The organism is uncultured Paenibacillus sp., from assembly GCF_963515335.1.
GTDB lineage: Bacteria > Bacillota > Bacilli > Paenibacillales > Paenibacillaceae > Paenibacillus_I.
The window spans coordinates 52,338-66,234 of the sequence record NZ_CAUPYC010000014.1 but is presented as its reverse complement, the minus strand read 5'-3'; the positions used below and the strand labels follow the sequence as shown (position 1 = coordinate 66,234).

13 protein-coding genes are annotated in these 13,897 nt (G+C 61.4%); 1 reads left to right on the top strand and 12 read right to left on the bottom strand.

All coding sequences use genetic code 11. The features are described from left to right. Positions 1 to 298 precede the first annotated feature (298 nt). Together RWM61_RS07400 and RWM61_RS07395 are read right to left on the bottom strand one after the other, a co-directional pair. On the bottom strand, positions 299 to 451 hold the full coding sequence (locus RWM61_RS07400) for a hypothetical protein (protein WP_313999056.1): 153 nt from the start codon (positions 449 to 451) through the stop codon (positions 299 to 301). 115 nt (positions 452 to 566) lie between these two features. After that, positions 567 to 1,404, bottom strand: a protein-coding gene (locus RWM61_RS07395; protein ID WP_313999054.1) for an IS5 family transposase whose coding sequence is annotated in 2 segments (ribosomal slippage) — positions 567 to 1,004 and positions 1,006 to 1,404 — 837 coding nt in all. Because the reading frame shifts where the segments join, the coding sequence is not laid out codon by codon here. A 254-nt stretch (positions 1,405 to 1,658) separates the two neighbouring features. Here RWM61_RS07395 and RWM61_RS07390 point away from each other — a divergent pair. Continuing rightward, complete coding sequence (locus RWM61_RS07390; protein ID WP_313999051.1) at positions 1,659 to 3,479, top strand: NFACT RNA binding domain-containing protein; 1,821 nt, start codon at positions 1,659 to 1,661, stop codon at positions 3,477 to 3,479. A gap of 250 nt (positions 3,480 to 3,729) precedes the next feature. On the opposite strand, the gene RWM61_RS07385 is transcribed toward RWM61_RS07390, so the two are convergent. The 10 genes from RWM61_RS07385 to RWM61_RS07340 form a co-directional block, all read right to left on the bottom strand. Further along, positions 3,730 to 4,587, bottom strand: a complete 858-nt coding sequence (locus tag RWM61_RS07385; RefSeq protein ID WP_313999049.1) for a PHP domain-containing protein — start codon at positions 4,585 to 4,587, stop codon at positions 3,730 to 3,732. Then, entirely contained in the window at positions 4,578 to 5,489 is a 912-nt protein-coding gene (locus RWM61_RS07380) for a selenium metabolism-associated LysR family transcriptional regulator (RefSeq protein WP_313999047.1), read from the bottom strand. The genes RWM61_RS07385 and RWM61_RS07380 overlap by 10 nt, the downstream gene beginning before the upstream one ends. Positions 5,490 to 5,613: 124 nt before the next feature. Next, positions 5,614 to 6,051, bottom strand: a complete 438-nt coding sequence (locus tag RWM61_RS07375; protein ID WP_313999045.1) for a hypothetical protein — start codon at positions 6,049 to 6,051, stop codon at positions 5,614 to 5,616. 161 nt (positions 6,052 to 6,212) lie between these two features. Continuing rightward, complete coding sequence (locus tag RWM61_RS07370) at positions 6,213 to 6,515, bottom strand: YlbG family protein (RefSeq protein ID WP_313999043.1); 303 nt, start codon at positions 6,513 to 6,515, stop codon at positions 6,213 to 6,215. 143 nt (positions 6,516 to 6,658) lie between these two features. Continuing rightward, a complete protein-coding gene (locus tag RWM61_RS07365) occupies positions 6,659 to 7,153 on the bottom strand; it encodes a YlbF family regulator (protein ID WP_313999042.1) in 495 nt (164 codons plus the stop codon). A 44-nt stretch (positions 7,154 to 7,197) separates the two neighbouring features. Continuing rightward, complete coding sequence (locus RWM61_RS07360) at positions 7,198 to 9,225, bottom strand: hypothetical protein (protein WP_313999040.1); 2,028 nt, start codon at positions 9,223 to 9,225, stop codon at positions 7,198 to 7,200. After that, positions 9,222 to 10,928, bottom strand: a complete 1,707-nt coding sequence (locus RWM61_RS07355; protein ID WP_313999038.1) for a DNA repair helicase XPB — start codon at positions 10,926 to 10,928, stop codon at positions 9,222 to 9,224. The genes RWM61_RS07360 and RWM61_RS07355 overlap by 4 nt, the downstream gene beginning before the upstream one ends. Before the next feature lie 145 nt (positions 10,929 to 11,073). Continuing rightward, positions 11,074 to 11,811, bottom strand: a complete 738-nt coding sequence (locus RWM61_RS07350) for a thermonuclease family protein (RefSeq protein ID WP_313999036.1) — start codon at positions 11,809 to 11,811, stop codon at positions 11,074 to 11,076. Positions 11,812 to 11,907: 96 nt separating this feature from the next. After that, the gene (locus RWM61_RS07345; protein WP_313999034.1) at positions 11,908 to 12,354 is read right to left on the bottom strand and encodes a CBS domain-containing protein; all 447 of its coding nucleotides are present in this window, start codon (positions 12,352 to 12,354) and stop codon (positions 11,908 to 11,910) included. Positions 12,355 to 12,471: 117 nt separating this feature from the next. Beyond that, positions 12,472 to 13,701 carry an amidohydrolase gene (locus RWM61_RS07340; protein WP_313999032.1) on the bottom strand — a complete coding sequence of 410 codons (1,230 nt, stop codon included), beginning with the start codon at positions 13,699 to 13,701 and terminating at the stop codon, positions 12,472 to 12,474. Positions 13,702 to 13,897 lie beyond the last annotated feature (196 nt).

The window sequence follows — 13,897 nt, the reverse complement described above, 5'->3', positions numbered from 1 at the left end:
CGACCGGAAGCGGGTCGGCGGCGGATAAGCGACATTTTGCAGGTTAGACGGCGACCGGAAGCGGGTCGGCGGCGGATAAGCGACATTTTGCAGGTTAGACGGCGACTGGAGGCGGGTCGGCGAGAAACAAGCGACGTTTTGCAGGTTAGACGGCGACCGGAGGCGGGTCGGCGAGAAATAAGCGACGTTTTGCAGGTTAGACGGCGACCGGAAGCGAGTCGGCCAGGAATAAGCGACGTTTTGCAGGTTAGACGGTTACTGGAGGCGAGTCGGCGAGAAATAAGCGACGTTTTGCAGGTTAGACGGCGACTGGAGACGGGTCGGCGAGGAATGCGACAATTCTGCGCAAACTCGCGTCACCCACTCCCCCACCCATGCCGTATTCAAACACTGTTCCCACTCGATCCCCTTCCCAACCGCCGTTAACGCCGCATTCTAACACTACTCTCACTCAACTCCCTCCTCATATGCCATTAATATCGGAATCCACCACTACTCTCACTCGATCCCCTCCTCAACCGCCATTAATGCCGGAATCCAACACTAAGAGCTTATCCCTAAATAAATCAACGAGAGTGAACAGCAATCATTTTACGCCAGACAATCAATGCGCAGGCGAAATGAAGAAGTCCGAGATAGTTACGCGACTTTTTCTCATAGCGAACATGCAGCTTGCGAAAGCGATTGAGCCAGGAGAACAGCACTTCAACCACCCAGCGGCGAGCCTGTTTGCCTTCCTGCTTCTCTTGCTGCTCCTCGCCGCGGGATCGAATGTGGGGGACATAGCCACGGTCGATGACCTGCTGACGAGCCTTTTTTCCGGTATAGCCGGCATCGGCGCATAAGTGCGGACGAGGCTTCTCTTCCGCCTGCTTCGGCTCGAGTACAAGATTGTCCAGCGTCTCTTCCAGTAACTTGACGTCATGCCGGTTCGCCCCGTCGATCGCCAAGGCTAAAGGCAGCCCATTCTGATCGACGAGCACGCTGCGCTTTGTCCCTTTTTTTTCCCCGATCCGTCGGGTTTTTCCCGACAGCTTCCAGGGCTAGCGGCGCTTTGACGAGACTGCCATCGATACTCTGCCATTCCCAGCCGATGCCTTCCAGTTCATCATAGGTTTGTAGACCGAGCACCCAGATTCGCTCAAAAAAGCCTTCCTCGGTCCACAGCTGGAAGTATCGGTGGAGGCTGCTGGACGATCCATATTCACGGGGAACGGCATTCCATTGACAGCCCGTGCGAAGGACGTATAGAATCCCTTCCAGCACTTTTCGCGGATCGGCTGCTTTTCGGCCCCCGCCCGGTTTTCTTTTATATTCCCGGTTTGTATCTCGTTTGCGCTGTGGAATTTCGTCTTTCACTATTTCCCAAAATTCATCGGACAGGGTCCAGGGTTTTGTTCGCATCGTTGCTCACCTCTACCCTTTATTACCCAGTTATTAAGGGATAAGCTCTAACTCCCGCTCAACTCCCCTCTCATCCGCCGTTAACGCCGCATTCCAACATTACTTCCTTCCATCCCACGCCACACCGGCCCCAATAACGCCGGAATCATGCGTTAGAAGCCCGGTCCTTCTCCCTCCTTGCGAGAAATAGCTTAAGTTTTCGGCCGGACTATGGCATGATAGAAAGATGACAATATAAAGGCAGGTATCGCGTTATGGCTCTCGACGGCATCGTAACCCGCGCCCTGGCGCATGAGCTGAGGATCATCGTCGGCGCGCGCATCGCCAAAATCCATCAGCCCGACGAGCACACGCTCGTCTTTCAAATCCGCGGAGCGCAGGCGCAGGGCCGTTTGCTGCTGTCCGCCAATCCGACATATCCGCGCGTCCACTGGACGACCCAGACGCAGACGAATCCGCTGGAAGCGCCCATGTTCTGCATGCTGATGCGCAAGCATTGCGAGGGCGGCGTGATCGAAGCGATCAGGCAGCCCGGCAACGAGCGCATCCTGTCGTTCGATATCCGCCAGCGGGACGAGCTGGGCGACTATGCCCTCAAAACGGTCATCGTCGAGCTGATGGGCCGGCACAGCAATATCATCCTCACCGATCCCTCGACAGGCGCCGTGCATGACGGCATCCATCACGTCACACCGGCCATCAGCAGCTATCGTGTCGTGCTGCCCGGCAGCACCTACACGCCGCCGCCGGAGCAAGCGAAGACCGACCCTTTCCGGGTCGGCTCGTCCGCCGCATTCGCGGAGGCGATGGCCGCGGCACCCGAAGGAGCGGCGCCCGAGAAAAGGCTGGTCGCCGCATTCAGCGGCGTCAGCCCGCTGCTGGCCAAAGAAATCGCCTACCGCGCCTTCTCCGCCGAATCCGCCGTGGATGCCGAGGATGTCGAGGATGTCGAGGATGTCGGGAGCGACCGCCGGGCGGCCGCATCCGCGGCCCATATGGTGGACAACGACAGCAGCTTATGGCAAGCTTTCCGCGACATGATGGAACGTTTCCGCGCACATCGGTACGAACCGGTCATCGCGGAGGACGGTAACGGAAAAACGTTTTTTTCCGTGACGCCCCTCACTCATCTTCAAGGTCCGGCCACAACCTTTGATGCGGTGAGCGCCTGCATGGAAGCCTACTATGGGGACAAGGCGGAACGGGACGCGGTCAAGCAACGGGCCGGCGACCTATACCGCTTTCTTCAGAACGAGAAGGCAAAAAACGAAAAAAAGCTGCAGAAGCTGCAGGAGACGCTGGAGGAAGCAACGGATGCCGACAAGCACCGTATTCTCGGCGAGCTGATCACGGCGTATATGCACGGCATCTCCAAAGGCGACACCTCAGCCGAGGTCGTCGATTATTATGACGAGAACCAGCGGACCGTTACGATTCCGCTCGATCCCCTGCTGACGCCGCCCGAGAACGCGCAGCGTTATTTCCGCCGCTATACAAAGGCCAAGAACAGCCTGGCGGCCGTGGCGGAACAAATCGCGGTGACGCGTGAGGAGATCCGCTACTTCGATACGCTGTTGCAGCAGCTCGACAGCGCGGCGCTGCAGGACATCGAGGAAATACGGGACGAGCTCGTCGAGCAGGGCTACCTGCGAGCAAGGGGCAGACGGGGACCGAAGCGGAAAAAGCCGGCAAAGCCGGCGCTGCTCTGCTACACCTCCTCGGAGGGCGTGCCCGTGTTTGTCGGCAAAAACAACGCCCAGAACGAATATCTGACGAACCGGCTTGCCGCGCCGGGCGACACCTGGCTGCATACGAAAGATATTCCGGGCTCGCACGTCGTCATCCGCGGCGCGGATTTCGGCAACGCTACGCTCGAGGAAGCGGCGATGCTGGCCGCCCATTACAGCCAGGCACGATCGTCGAGCCTCGTTCCGGTGGACTATACGCTCATCCGGCATGTGCGGAAGCCAAACGGCGCAAAGCCCGGCTTCGTCATTTACGAGCAGCAAAAAACGCTGTTCGTCACACCGGACGAACAGCGCCTCAAAGCGCTTCCTTCACAAATCAAAACGTGAGAAAAACGGCTATTGAAGTCATTCGGAAAGGGCGCGACCTGCAGGATTGCAAAGCAACCCGCTTCGTAAGCAGGGAAGTTTGTATCGCGGATCGAGAAAGGTTGAGTTTCCCGCTGCGCGCATAAACGTATACTTTCCGACACGGCAGAAACGGCAAAGCCGCGGACCCGAAAGAGCCGCGGCTTTATTGTTAGCAGGCGCCGAGGAACCGACCGCCTCGACCGCGCCCCTTTCGCGCCGAGCCCTCTCTTCACGCCCGCCCCCGGCTGACGCTCTCGAGCCGGGCGATAACGGAAGCGTCGACCGTCCGGCTTCCGAGCTCGCCGTGAAAGACGACTCCGTTCCGCTTGCCGTGATAATCCGAGCCGCCCGTCGCGATGACGCCGAACTTGTCCGCCATCGCCCCATAGCGCGACTCTTCCTCCGGACCGTGGTCGGAATGGAACACCTCGATCCCGTCCGCTCCGCAACGCAGCAGCTCTTCAACCAGCCCGTCCGCGCCGTACAATCCGGGGTGCGCGATAACCGCCGCTCCGCCGGCTTCGTGAATCCAGTCGATCGCCTGATACGGCGTGATCCGCGGCGGATTGACGTAAGCCGCGGCCCCTGAGGCCAAATACCGCTCGAACGCTTCCTCCATCGAGGATACATACCCCTTGGCGACCAGCACGGCGGCGATATGGGGCCTGCCGACGGCCCTGTCGCCTCGGCCGTCCTTGCCCGCCGCTTCCAACACTTCTTCCATCGACACCTCCAGCCCGAGCTCACGCAAGCGTTCCACCATCATCCCGTTTCGGGCGCCGCGGACGCCGCGCAGCGAGTGAAGCCGCTCCAGCCAAACGTTGTCCGACAAATCCGGGTAATAGCCGAGAATATGAATATCCCGCCCTTCGGCCACCGTGCTGACCTCGACACCCGGAACAACGGTTATACCGAGCTTGGCGCCCTCCGCCACCGCCTCCGCAACTCCAGCGACCGTATCGTGGTCGGTAACGGCCACGGCGGCAAGTCCCGCCGCTTTGGCAAGCCGGACATTGCCCGCCGGTTCGCCCGTCCCGTCCGAGGCATTCGTATGCGTATGCAAATCCGCGCGGCCGTTTATAACCATTGCTGCAAATCCCTCTCCCTCAGAAAAGTAAGAAACGTGACCGCGGAAATCGGCAGAAGCGCGGACTTGAGATAGATGGAGTAGAACTTCCGTTTGAAGCGCACGTCCGAAATCGGCACGACCCGGATCAGGCCGAGCGCCACTTCATGCTTCACCGATGAAGCCGAAACGATCGACAGCCCGACTCCCGCTTCTACCGCCGATTTGACTGCTCCCGTGCTGCCGAGCTCCATGACCAGGTTCATTTTCGCCGGATCGATCTGCCGGGACCGAAGCTGCTCCTCCATCACCAGCCTCGTGCCGGAGCCTTGCTCCCGCAGAACGAACGGATAGGAAAGAGCCTCGTCCAGCGTCACCTCTCTGGATTGGCCGAGCGGATGGGAAGCCGGTACGATCAGCTTCAGCTCATCGCTCATGACCGCCTCCATATGCATATCCGGATGGTTCACCGGAGCCTCGACCAAGCCGAAATTCAGTTGGTGATTAAGAATCTCTTCCATAATCTGCGCGGTATTCATAACTTTCATGCTGATCGAAATATGCGGATATTCCTGGCCGAAAGGCCCCAGAAGCCGCGGCAATATGTATTCGCCGATCGTAAGGCTTGCGCCGAGCTGCAGCCGGCCCTTCAACTGCGTTGTAAATTTGGAAATCGCGGCATCCGTTTCCCGGATCAATTCGATCGACTGCTGCGCGAACGGCATCAAAGCCCGGCCGGCGTCGGTCAATTCGATCCTTTTGGTGGAGCGGAGCAGCAGCTTCGTGCCGAAATAATCCTCAAGCGATTGCACCTGCATCGTCACGGCCGGCTGCGTCATGTGCAGCGCCTGGGCGGCCGCGGAGAAACTGCCCCGCTCGGCAACGGTGAAAAAGATATGGAGCTGGTGAAAGTTAAGCGCCATGAGCCCACATTCTCCTTTCTGTACACGGATTCATTATAACAAACGCAGCCCCGAAAGAGCGACAGAAACAAAAAAACACATGCGGTATGCATGTGTTCGGCAATCATAGGTCGGCTGCCGCCTGCTATTTGCGCTTGCGGCTGTTCTTGATCAGCGTCATTCGCCTCGAATGGCGGAGCCACGAATAATAGGATTTCAGATCCCGCAGCTCGATCGTCTCGGACATCCGGCCAAGGAAAGTGACGACGATCATTTTATGAAGGGGGTTGCCGAGCAAATCCGTTTCGCCCGGAAGCGATGAGAACTCGGCGACGAACACCAGATCGTCGTCGATTAAATATACGTCCTGCTCGTTGCGGTAGTAAGGCTCCACACGGCCCTGCTTCAGGCATTGCCACATGAAATCGGCGATATCCTCGAAACCGGTCTTCTCGCTCTCGATCCGGTCCGTCCACCTGCTTCGGGCGTGGTTCGTGATGACGATATCGGCCACCTTTTTATCGCCCAAAACGACATGAAACGACTCGTAGGTACCCCATCTCGACGTCGTTTTGTCCTTCATCGCTCCACCCCTTCCCGGAAGCAGGTCAATTTTACCAGATGACTGCCTATATTTTATCCCATGCCATTCCGACACTTCAACCAATAAAATAAACCTGATCCAAAAAAGGTTATATCTTACATATGCCGAAAATTCCGCAATAACGGCTATCCTGAAAACCGCTAAAGACTGTAAAATCTCGTTTTGTCCTGGACGTCCTTGGAATATTCCGTCTTGATTTCGTTCCGGTAGGAACGCTCGATTCTTTTGACGTAGGGAAGCCGCTGGACGTTGCGGACCGTATCCTCGGCTCTTTCCGTATTGACGTACATGACCACATAGTGCATTTTACGCGACATATAATGCACGGTTCCATATTTCTCGAGATTGCGGGCGGCTTTCAGATCGCTTACCCACACGATATAGCCGGTTCGTTCCGCGAACGCCGAAGGCGCCTGCGCCGTTTCCTTCTCCTCCATTGACATGAGCGACTCCCCCAATTAAAAACGACTCAAAAACTCCCCAAATACTCGACAAAATGAAGCGATGCTTTCGAGACCCTGTCCGAAATCGTTTCGGAGCCCCGTTACAGTACGCATATGCAAATCAGCCGGACGGCAGCCGCTTCTCAGCCGCAGCCGCCGCTTCCGCAGCTGCACGAGCCACCGCCCCCGCAGCCGGATGACGGCAGCGGATCGTTGCTCGGCACTTTGATGTCTTCCGACACCGCCCGCGCGATCAGGGTAGACACTTCTTGCAGCAGCTCGTCAAGCGCCTTCTCGGCGGCCTTGAAGCCGCGCACGCAATCGTGGGCGTCCAGCTCTCTCTGGACGGCATTCGCCTCATCCTTCGCCGCATGATAATCGGGATGGAACCGGCCGAACCGCTGACAATCCTCAAATTTCTCCTTCGCTTTCGCAAAACGTTTGACGAGCGCCTGAACCTCTCCGTTACGTTCCATTTCGCCTTTCCAATATAAGTAATCGGCGGCATCCGCCGAAAAATTGATCATATCGCCGAGCTCATACGCCGCGGACAGCAAATCCGCCATGTCGAGCGTCGCCCGTCCGGCATTCGTCGCCGCCCGGTAGCGGGCATCCGCCGCTTCCTTCGCGATCGCCATCGGTTCACCTCCTGTATTTCATTACCCTCTATCATATCATGAAATCATGAAAATAGAGACGTCTTTTTACGAAGAGGCAGGCGATCGGGTACACAGAGCTGCATGCCCGACCACATGTCGGGCGTCAAACGGACGGATTCCGCGCCGCGCTCCGACCGAAGCTTGCCGCTCACGCTCCAGACGCCGGCGCCTTCCTGCAGCCGGTCCGGCACAAAATCAAGCGTTCGTCCCTCCCGAACAAGCCGCACGGCGATACCCAGCTCGATCGCCTTCGTTATGATTTCCCGGCGTGTCGTCGCATGGTACTCCCGCAGCTGCTTGACCCAGGCGGCCGGTACGTCCGACAGGCCGGGCAGCAGTTGATCCGGCTCGGCCGGAGCGGTATCCAGGGCATAGAGATGCATCGGAAACGACGGATATACGAGACCTGCGCCATCTGCGGACGGGGCGTCGGAAGCTTCGCCCGGACCAACGGACGCTACGGCCCCGGCATTGTCCGCCTCCCGCCGATCGGCGCCGTCAAAAGATCCGGGATGCGGCGCCCGTCCCTCGCCCCTTCTACCGGGGGCAAGGCCGGCGCGCTCCAACTGTTTCTGAAGCTCCTTCAAGTCGGACCGCTCGACGAGAAAATGGCGCTCCCCGAGCCGTTCGCCGAGCAGCGGCGCGACCTTCGGCTCCGCCGCGGCCCTGTCGGCGATCGCGGCGCTGTCGCAGCACAGGAGCGCGGCCTCGGCCAACGACGTGCGGCAGGCCCCCGCCGCCCACGCTTCCAGCAAGCCGCGCCACTCGGCGCCGAGCGGCTCGCCCGACGCCCGCTCCAGCAGGGCTATGGCTTCTTCGCGTGTCCGCCCGTCGTCGATATAACGCGCCACCGTCCCGGCGGAGCACCGGTAGAGCGCCATCGGCCCAGGAGCCGTTTGCTCCGCGAGCAGCTCAAGCTCCCAGCGGACGTTGTACGGCGTTCCGGGAGGAACGGCGATACCGCCGGCCGGCTGCAGGCGAATCGGTTCCTCCAGCTCCGGCCGGTATTCTTCGGGCTCGCCGGCGTGCGCCGACAACAGCGGCCGGAACACCGCTTCTCCCCCGGCCGATGTCCCCCGTTGCAGCCAGCCTAACGCGCTTAATGCCTGCAGCCAGCCGCGCCACCCTTCCCCGGTTCCCGGCGGCAGCGCGGCGGCCAGCCAGTGATCGAGATCGGTCTCGCGGTACCAGCTGCCGCTATAGAGAGCCGCAAGCGCCGCGGCGGCATGCGCGAATTTCAGACTGTACGCGGCATAACGCCCGATGCACCAAACATACAGCCGGCGCTCCCTTTCATCGGCCGAACACCCGAGCCATCCGGCAAGCTTGCCGATATCCCACACGGCGGCGTCGCTTTTCCATGCAAGCCAGCCGTGTCCGATCACGGCATCCAGGCATAAAGCGAACGCAGGCGGATAAGCGTCGCGATACGCAAAATGCAAGCCGAGCGGCTCCACATCCGGGCCGCCGAATTCAAGCCGGGCTTCCGCCGCCGCCACCGCGCGCTTGTGGAGCACGCCTTTGGCCGTCACCGATAAGCCCGCCTTGGAGAGCGAAGCCATCGCCTGCAGAAGCTGCAGACTGTAAGGCGAACGATATCCGTCCCGCGTCCGCACGGCCCGCGCCGCCTCCGGCGCAATCGGCTCGGGCGCGAAAGGCAGCAGCTGCCCCGTCCAGGCAAGGAAAGCGTCGGCGGGCAAAAAATGCAGGCGGTCGCCCCATGTTTTGCGCACCGTAAACATAATGCCGCTTGCGCGCAGCTCTTCGAGGCCGAGCCTCGACTCGGCCTTGCTCAGCACCCCGGCGGCAGACGCCGCCTCGGCGAACGCCTCCGCTTCAAACGGCAGCGGACCGTACCGGCATACGACCAGCGTCAGCGCGCCGGCCGCGCGCGCGGACAGACGGCTGCGCGCGCGGGACACCTCCCGCGGATCCGCAGCCGACCGGATCCAATCCGTCCCGTCGGCGCAACTGCCGCACCATGCTTCCGAAGCCGCATATGCCGCGATCACGTCGGAAGGGAGCCGGCGGGCAAGCTCTTTCACATTCATTCCGCCGCCTCCTTCCGCAGCGGTCGGGCTTCTCCGCCGCCGCGCCGGACAAGCCTGTACTCGTAGCCTTGCTCGGTCAGGAACAGCTGCCTTTTCAGCGCGAACTCCGTTTCCTTCGTCCCCTCCGAAACAAGCGTATAGAACCAGGCCGCATTGTCGCCCGGCTTGGGGCGCATGATCCGGCCGATGCGCTGCGCCTCCTCCTGCCGCGATCCGAAGCTGCCCGATACCTGGATCGCTACCGCCGCATCGGGCAAATCGACGGCGAAATTGGCGACTTTGGAGACGACGATAACCGGCACCTCCCCGGCTTTAAACCGGCCATACAGGGCTTCTCTTTCATCATAGGGCGTTTCGCCCGTTATCAGCGGCGCGCCGATCGCGCCGGCCAGCTTTTTCAGCTGATTCAGGTATTGTCCGATGACCAGCACGGAACGCTCCCGATGCAGTCCGAGCAGCTCGCGGACGATCTCGGCTTTGGCCGGATTCTCGGCTGCGATCCGATTTTTTGCCCGCGGCTCGGCCGATGCGTAACGGTCGGCCTGCGCGCCCTCCAGCGGCACCCGGATTTCGGCGCACGTCACCCGGGCAATCCAGCCGCGGGCTTCAAGCGTCCTCCAGGACAGATCGAAACGCTTCGGTCCGATCAGCGAGAACACGTCCTCCTCCCGCCCGTCCTCGCGCACGAGCGTAGCGGTCAACCCCAGCCTTCGCGTCGCCTGGATGTCCGCCGTCATCCGGAAAACGGGCGCCGGCAGCAGATGAACCTCGTCGTAAATAATAAGTCCCCAATCGCGGTCGCCGAACAGATGCATATGTACGAAGCCGTCTTCCTTGGAGCGCCTGTGCGTCATGATTTGGTATGTGGCGATCGTCACCGGCTTGACCTCGCGCGAATCGCCCGCATATTCGCCGACCTCCTCCTCCGTCAACGTCGTCTTGTCCAGCAGCTCGGACTTCCATTGCCTGACCGACGTCACGTTGGACGTCAGGATCAGCGCGGCGCAGCGAAGACGGCTTAACGCCGCCATGCCGACGACCGTTTTGCCCGCGCCGCACGGCAGCACGAGCACGCCGCTGCCCCCGTGCGCGTCCCCTTCGCGGTAAAACAAATCGACCGCCCGCTCCTGGTAGTCTCTCAGCGAGAAAAGGCGGCCGCCCGCCGTCCGTTCTCTCAGCTCGACGGGCAGCGACTCGCCTTGATGATAGCCGGCCAGGTCGAGCACCGGATAGCCGCGGCGGATCAGTTCCTGCTTCAAGACGCCCCGACGCTCGACCGGAACCGTCCACTCGAACACGCCGCTTGCCGCGGGGCGCTTCTCTGCCCAGCCGGCAAGCTCGCCGAGCTCGGCGGCCATGGCGGAATCGAACGTCACAAGCACGATTTCGTCCTCCCGCCGCTCCAGTCGAAGCTTGCCGTATCGGCCGGTCAGCCGCCCGATATCGTCGAGCAGGCTTGCAGGCACATCGTACCGGCTGTACCCGACAAGGCAATCCGCTATGTCTTCCGGCGTCACGCCGGCGGCCGCCGCATTCCATACGGACAGCGGCGTGATCCGGTATGTATGCAGGTCGCCCGGCCTTTTCACCAGATCGGCGAACCGGCTGAGCGACTCTCTCGCCTCATTCGCGCGCGGGTGCCGTTCGTCGAGCAGCACCTGCCGATCCGCCTGCACAATCAGCGGGCCGTCGTATCGCAGCATAGGTCATTCTCCTTCCGGACCAGTGGTTGTACTAGTCATTATGAAGGAATTCCCGCATTTTTATGCCTATGGACGCGAACAGGCCGCCGATACCGGGCCGGCAGCCTGTACAATCGCCCGCACCGCCTTACGGTCCGGTCAACCGTCACTTCGGCGCGCGGAAGCCTTCCGCCTCGGCTTCCTCCACCGTGCAAAACATCCGTTCCGCCTTGGTCTGCTCATAATTCGGACTACCGGGCACGTGATAGATTTTCCCGCCGCGCGAAGTGATGTTTCCCTTGATCAACGGCTCCTTGCAGCCTGCGGCCGTCCCTTCGCCCCCCGGCGCCGGACCGTCCTGCCCGGATTCTCGGCCCCACAGGCCGCGTCCGCTCTCCCTGGCTTCCCGCTCGCCGCGCACGAACCGTTCCGCATAGGTAACGTCCGGCGAGTACGTCATGACCCGCGCGTAACCTTCGCGAATCAACCGCTCGTTGAACATTTCCTCCTCGCCCTGTACGAACACGAGACGCAGCAGGCGGCCGTAGCGATCCGTCTCCGATACGTCCCTGAACATCCATACGCGCCGGCCCCCCAGCTCCCTTAAGGCAAAAGCCTTCGCTTCCTCGCCATAAGGCTCGGTCTCCCCATACGTTTCGGGCGTATTCACGCCAATGAGCCTCACTTTACGCCCGTCGGCCGTCTCGAATGTGTCGCCGTCCACAATCCGGCCGACCGCCGCTTGCTCCGGTCGCCGCCCCGCCAATTCGGGGTAATCGTCAAGCAGCCGTTGCCACCCCGCCGGGTCGACGGCCATCTGCCCGGCGCCGCATGCCGCAAGAGCCGTTTGCAGCACCGCCAACAGCAATAACAGCGCCCTTCGCGCCCCTGCCGCCTGTCTCATCTGTCCCCTCTCCCGTCCTTCCCATCCATGCCTTGCCGCACAAAAAACTCCGGCGGCGGGAACGCGCCCGTCTCCGGAGGAAGATCCAACCGCCTGTTAATGAACGTGGCCGAGCGGTTCCCGATGCTCATGCTCAGAAATGTCGCTGAGCGCTTCGCCTGCTTCATTGACGAAAATTTCCCGGACCGCGAGATCGCCGATCGCTACGATGCCGACCAGATCGCCGTTGTCGACGACGGGAAGCCGGCGGATCTGATTCCGCGCCATAATCTTCGCCGCTTCGTCGACCGTCGTGTCGGACGGAATCGTCTTGACCGTCGTTGTCAACACTTCGGATACGGCGGTCGAGCCGGAATGCTTCTCCGCGTATCCGCGGAGAACAAGGTCGCGGTCGGTCGCGACGCCGACCAGCTTCTTGCCTTCCACGACCGGCACGAACCCGATATCGTGCTTTTTCATCAATACGGCAAGCTCGTAAATGTTATCCTTCGTCGACGCCGTCACGCAATCGGTGGACATGATTTCCCTTACAGTCTTAGCCATATTACCCCTCCTAGCCGATGTCCGGCGGCGGGATGCCGCAAATGGCATTTCACCGTCCCAGGCATAGCTTCACCCGTCCGGGCCGCCGGCATGCGGGGGCCGCTTTGGCAATCCTTATCATCCGGCTGGTTGCGGCTCGGCCGCGCCGTTCCCGCGGCCGGTCTTGTCCGAGCCCGCGTAATCGTCGGCCAGTGCAATCAGCAAGGCGGCGGATACCAGCATGCCGCGCTCGTCCACGTCGAACCGCGGATGATGGTGCGGGTGGACCGCTCCGCATGCCTCGTTCCCCGCCCCGACAAACAGGAAGCACCCCGGCACTTCCCGCAAGTAATAGGCAAAGTCCTCGCCGGCCATGACCGGTTCGGCCTCCTCGACCTGCTCCCGATCGAACAAACGAGGAGCGACCTCGAAAAATCGGGCGGCCTCGCGCGCGTCATTGACGAGGGCGGGGTAACCCTCGCGGTAGTCGAGCTTCATGCCCGCCCCGTGCAGCGCGCAGGTCTGCTCCACGATCAGCCGAAGCCGCTCTTTGACAAGCTTTCTTACGCCTTCGTCGAACGTGCGCACGGTTCCGCCAAGCCGGCAGGTGTCGGCGATGACGTTCACCGCGTTGCCCGCCTGGATCGACCCGACCGTAACGACCGCCGGCTGGAGCGGATCGACGCTGCGGCTTACGATCGTCTGAAGCGCCTGCACGACCGCGGCGCCGGCGACGATGGCGTCGACCGTCTGGTGCGGCAGCGCGCCATGCCCGCCTTTGCCGGTAATATCGATATAGAAATCGTCCACGGCCGCCATCAGGGGGCCGGCTTTCGTCGCCACTTTGCCGAATGCCAAGGGCGACCATAGATGCACCCCGTAAACGGCGTCGACGCCGCCGAGCGCTCCGTCCGCGATCATGGCGACCGCGCCGCCCGGCGCCACCTCCTCCGCGGGCTGGAACAGCAGCACGCGGTCGCCCGTTAGTGCGGCGCGGTTGTCCGTGTAATAACGCGCCACTCCCAAAAGCGCGGCCGTATGGGCGTCGTGGCCGCAAGCATGCATAACGCCCGGAACGGAAGACCGGTACGCCACCGTCTTCTCATCCTCGATCGGCAGGGCGTCGATATCGGCGCGCAGCGCCACCGCGGGACCCGGCAGCGCGCCGCGAACGACCGCCATGACGCCGTAACCGCCGATTCCTTCCCTCACTTCGCAGCCGAATCCCCGAAGCCGGTCCGCGATCCACGCGGACGTCTTCTTTTCCTGAAACGACAGCTCCGGGTTCCGGTGCAAATGGCGCCGCCACTCCACCATCTCGGGAAATAGCCGGCGCAGCTCCTCCTCCGGGTTGGCCGTTGTCCGCATCGTCATGCCTCCTGTCGGTTTCTGCGCCGCGGCGGCCCGAATCCGATAGGCCACGCGCGGCGATCCATATGACCAGTGTACCAGAATCCTCCGCCGCAAAGAAACCGCCCCCGTTTGCAAACGCGGACAATTCGCACAAATGACAGGTTTCGCGACCGGCTCCCCCTGAGTTGAGGGTTGCGCAGGCTGGGGAAAC

Excerpts from the sequence above, each read along its gene's own strand:
- RWM61_RS07350 (WP_313999036.1), bottom strand. The coding sequence starts at position 11,811 with ATGAGACAGGCGGCAGGGGCGCGAAGGGCGCTGTTATTGCTGTTGGCG.
- RWM61_RS07375 (WP_313999045.1), bottom strand. The coding sequence starts at position 6,051 with ATGAAGGACAAAACGACGTCGAGATGGGGTACCTACGAGTCGTTTCAT.
- RWM61_RS07340 (WP_313999032.1), bottom strand. The coding sequence starts at position 13,701 with ATGCGGACAACGGCCAACCCGGAGGAGGAGCTGCGCCGGCTATTTCCC.
- RWM61_RS07385 (WP_313999049.1), bottom strand. The coding sequence starts at position 4,587 with ATGGTTATAAACGGCCGCGCGGATTTGCATACGCATACGAATGCCTCG.
- RWM61_RS07365 (WP_313999042.1), bottom strand. The coding sequence starts at position 7,153 with ATGGCGATCGCGAAGGAAGCGGCGGATGCCCGCTACCGGGCGGCGACG.
- RWM61_RS07380 (WP_313999047.1), bottom strand. The coding sequence starts at position 5,489 with ATGGCGCTTAACTTTCACCAGCTCCATATCTTTTTCACCGTTGCCGAG.
- RWM61_RS07390 (WP_313999051.1), top strand. The coding sequence starts at position 1,659 with ATGGCTCTCGACGGCATCGTAACCCGCGCCCTGGCGCATGAGCTGAGG.
- RWM61_RS07345 (WP_313999034.1), bottom strand. The coding sequence starts at position 12,354 with ATGGCTAAGACTGTAAGGGAAATCATGTCCACCGATTGCGTGACGGCG.
- RWM61_RS07360 (WP_313999040.1), bottom strand. The coding sequence starts at position 9,225 with ATGAATGTGAAAGAGCTTGCCCGCCGGCTCCCTTCCGACGTGATCGCG.
- RWM61_RS07355 (WP_313999038.1), bottom strand. The coding sequence starts at position 10,928 with ATGCTGCGATACGACGGCCCGCTGATTGTGCAGGCGGATCGGCAGGTG.
- RWM61_RS07370 (WP_313999043.1), bottom strand. The coding sequence starts at position 6,515 with ATGTCAATGGAGGAGAAGGAAACGGCGCAGGCGCCTTCGGCGTTCGCG.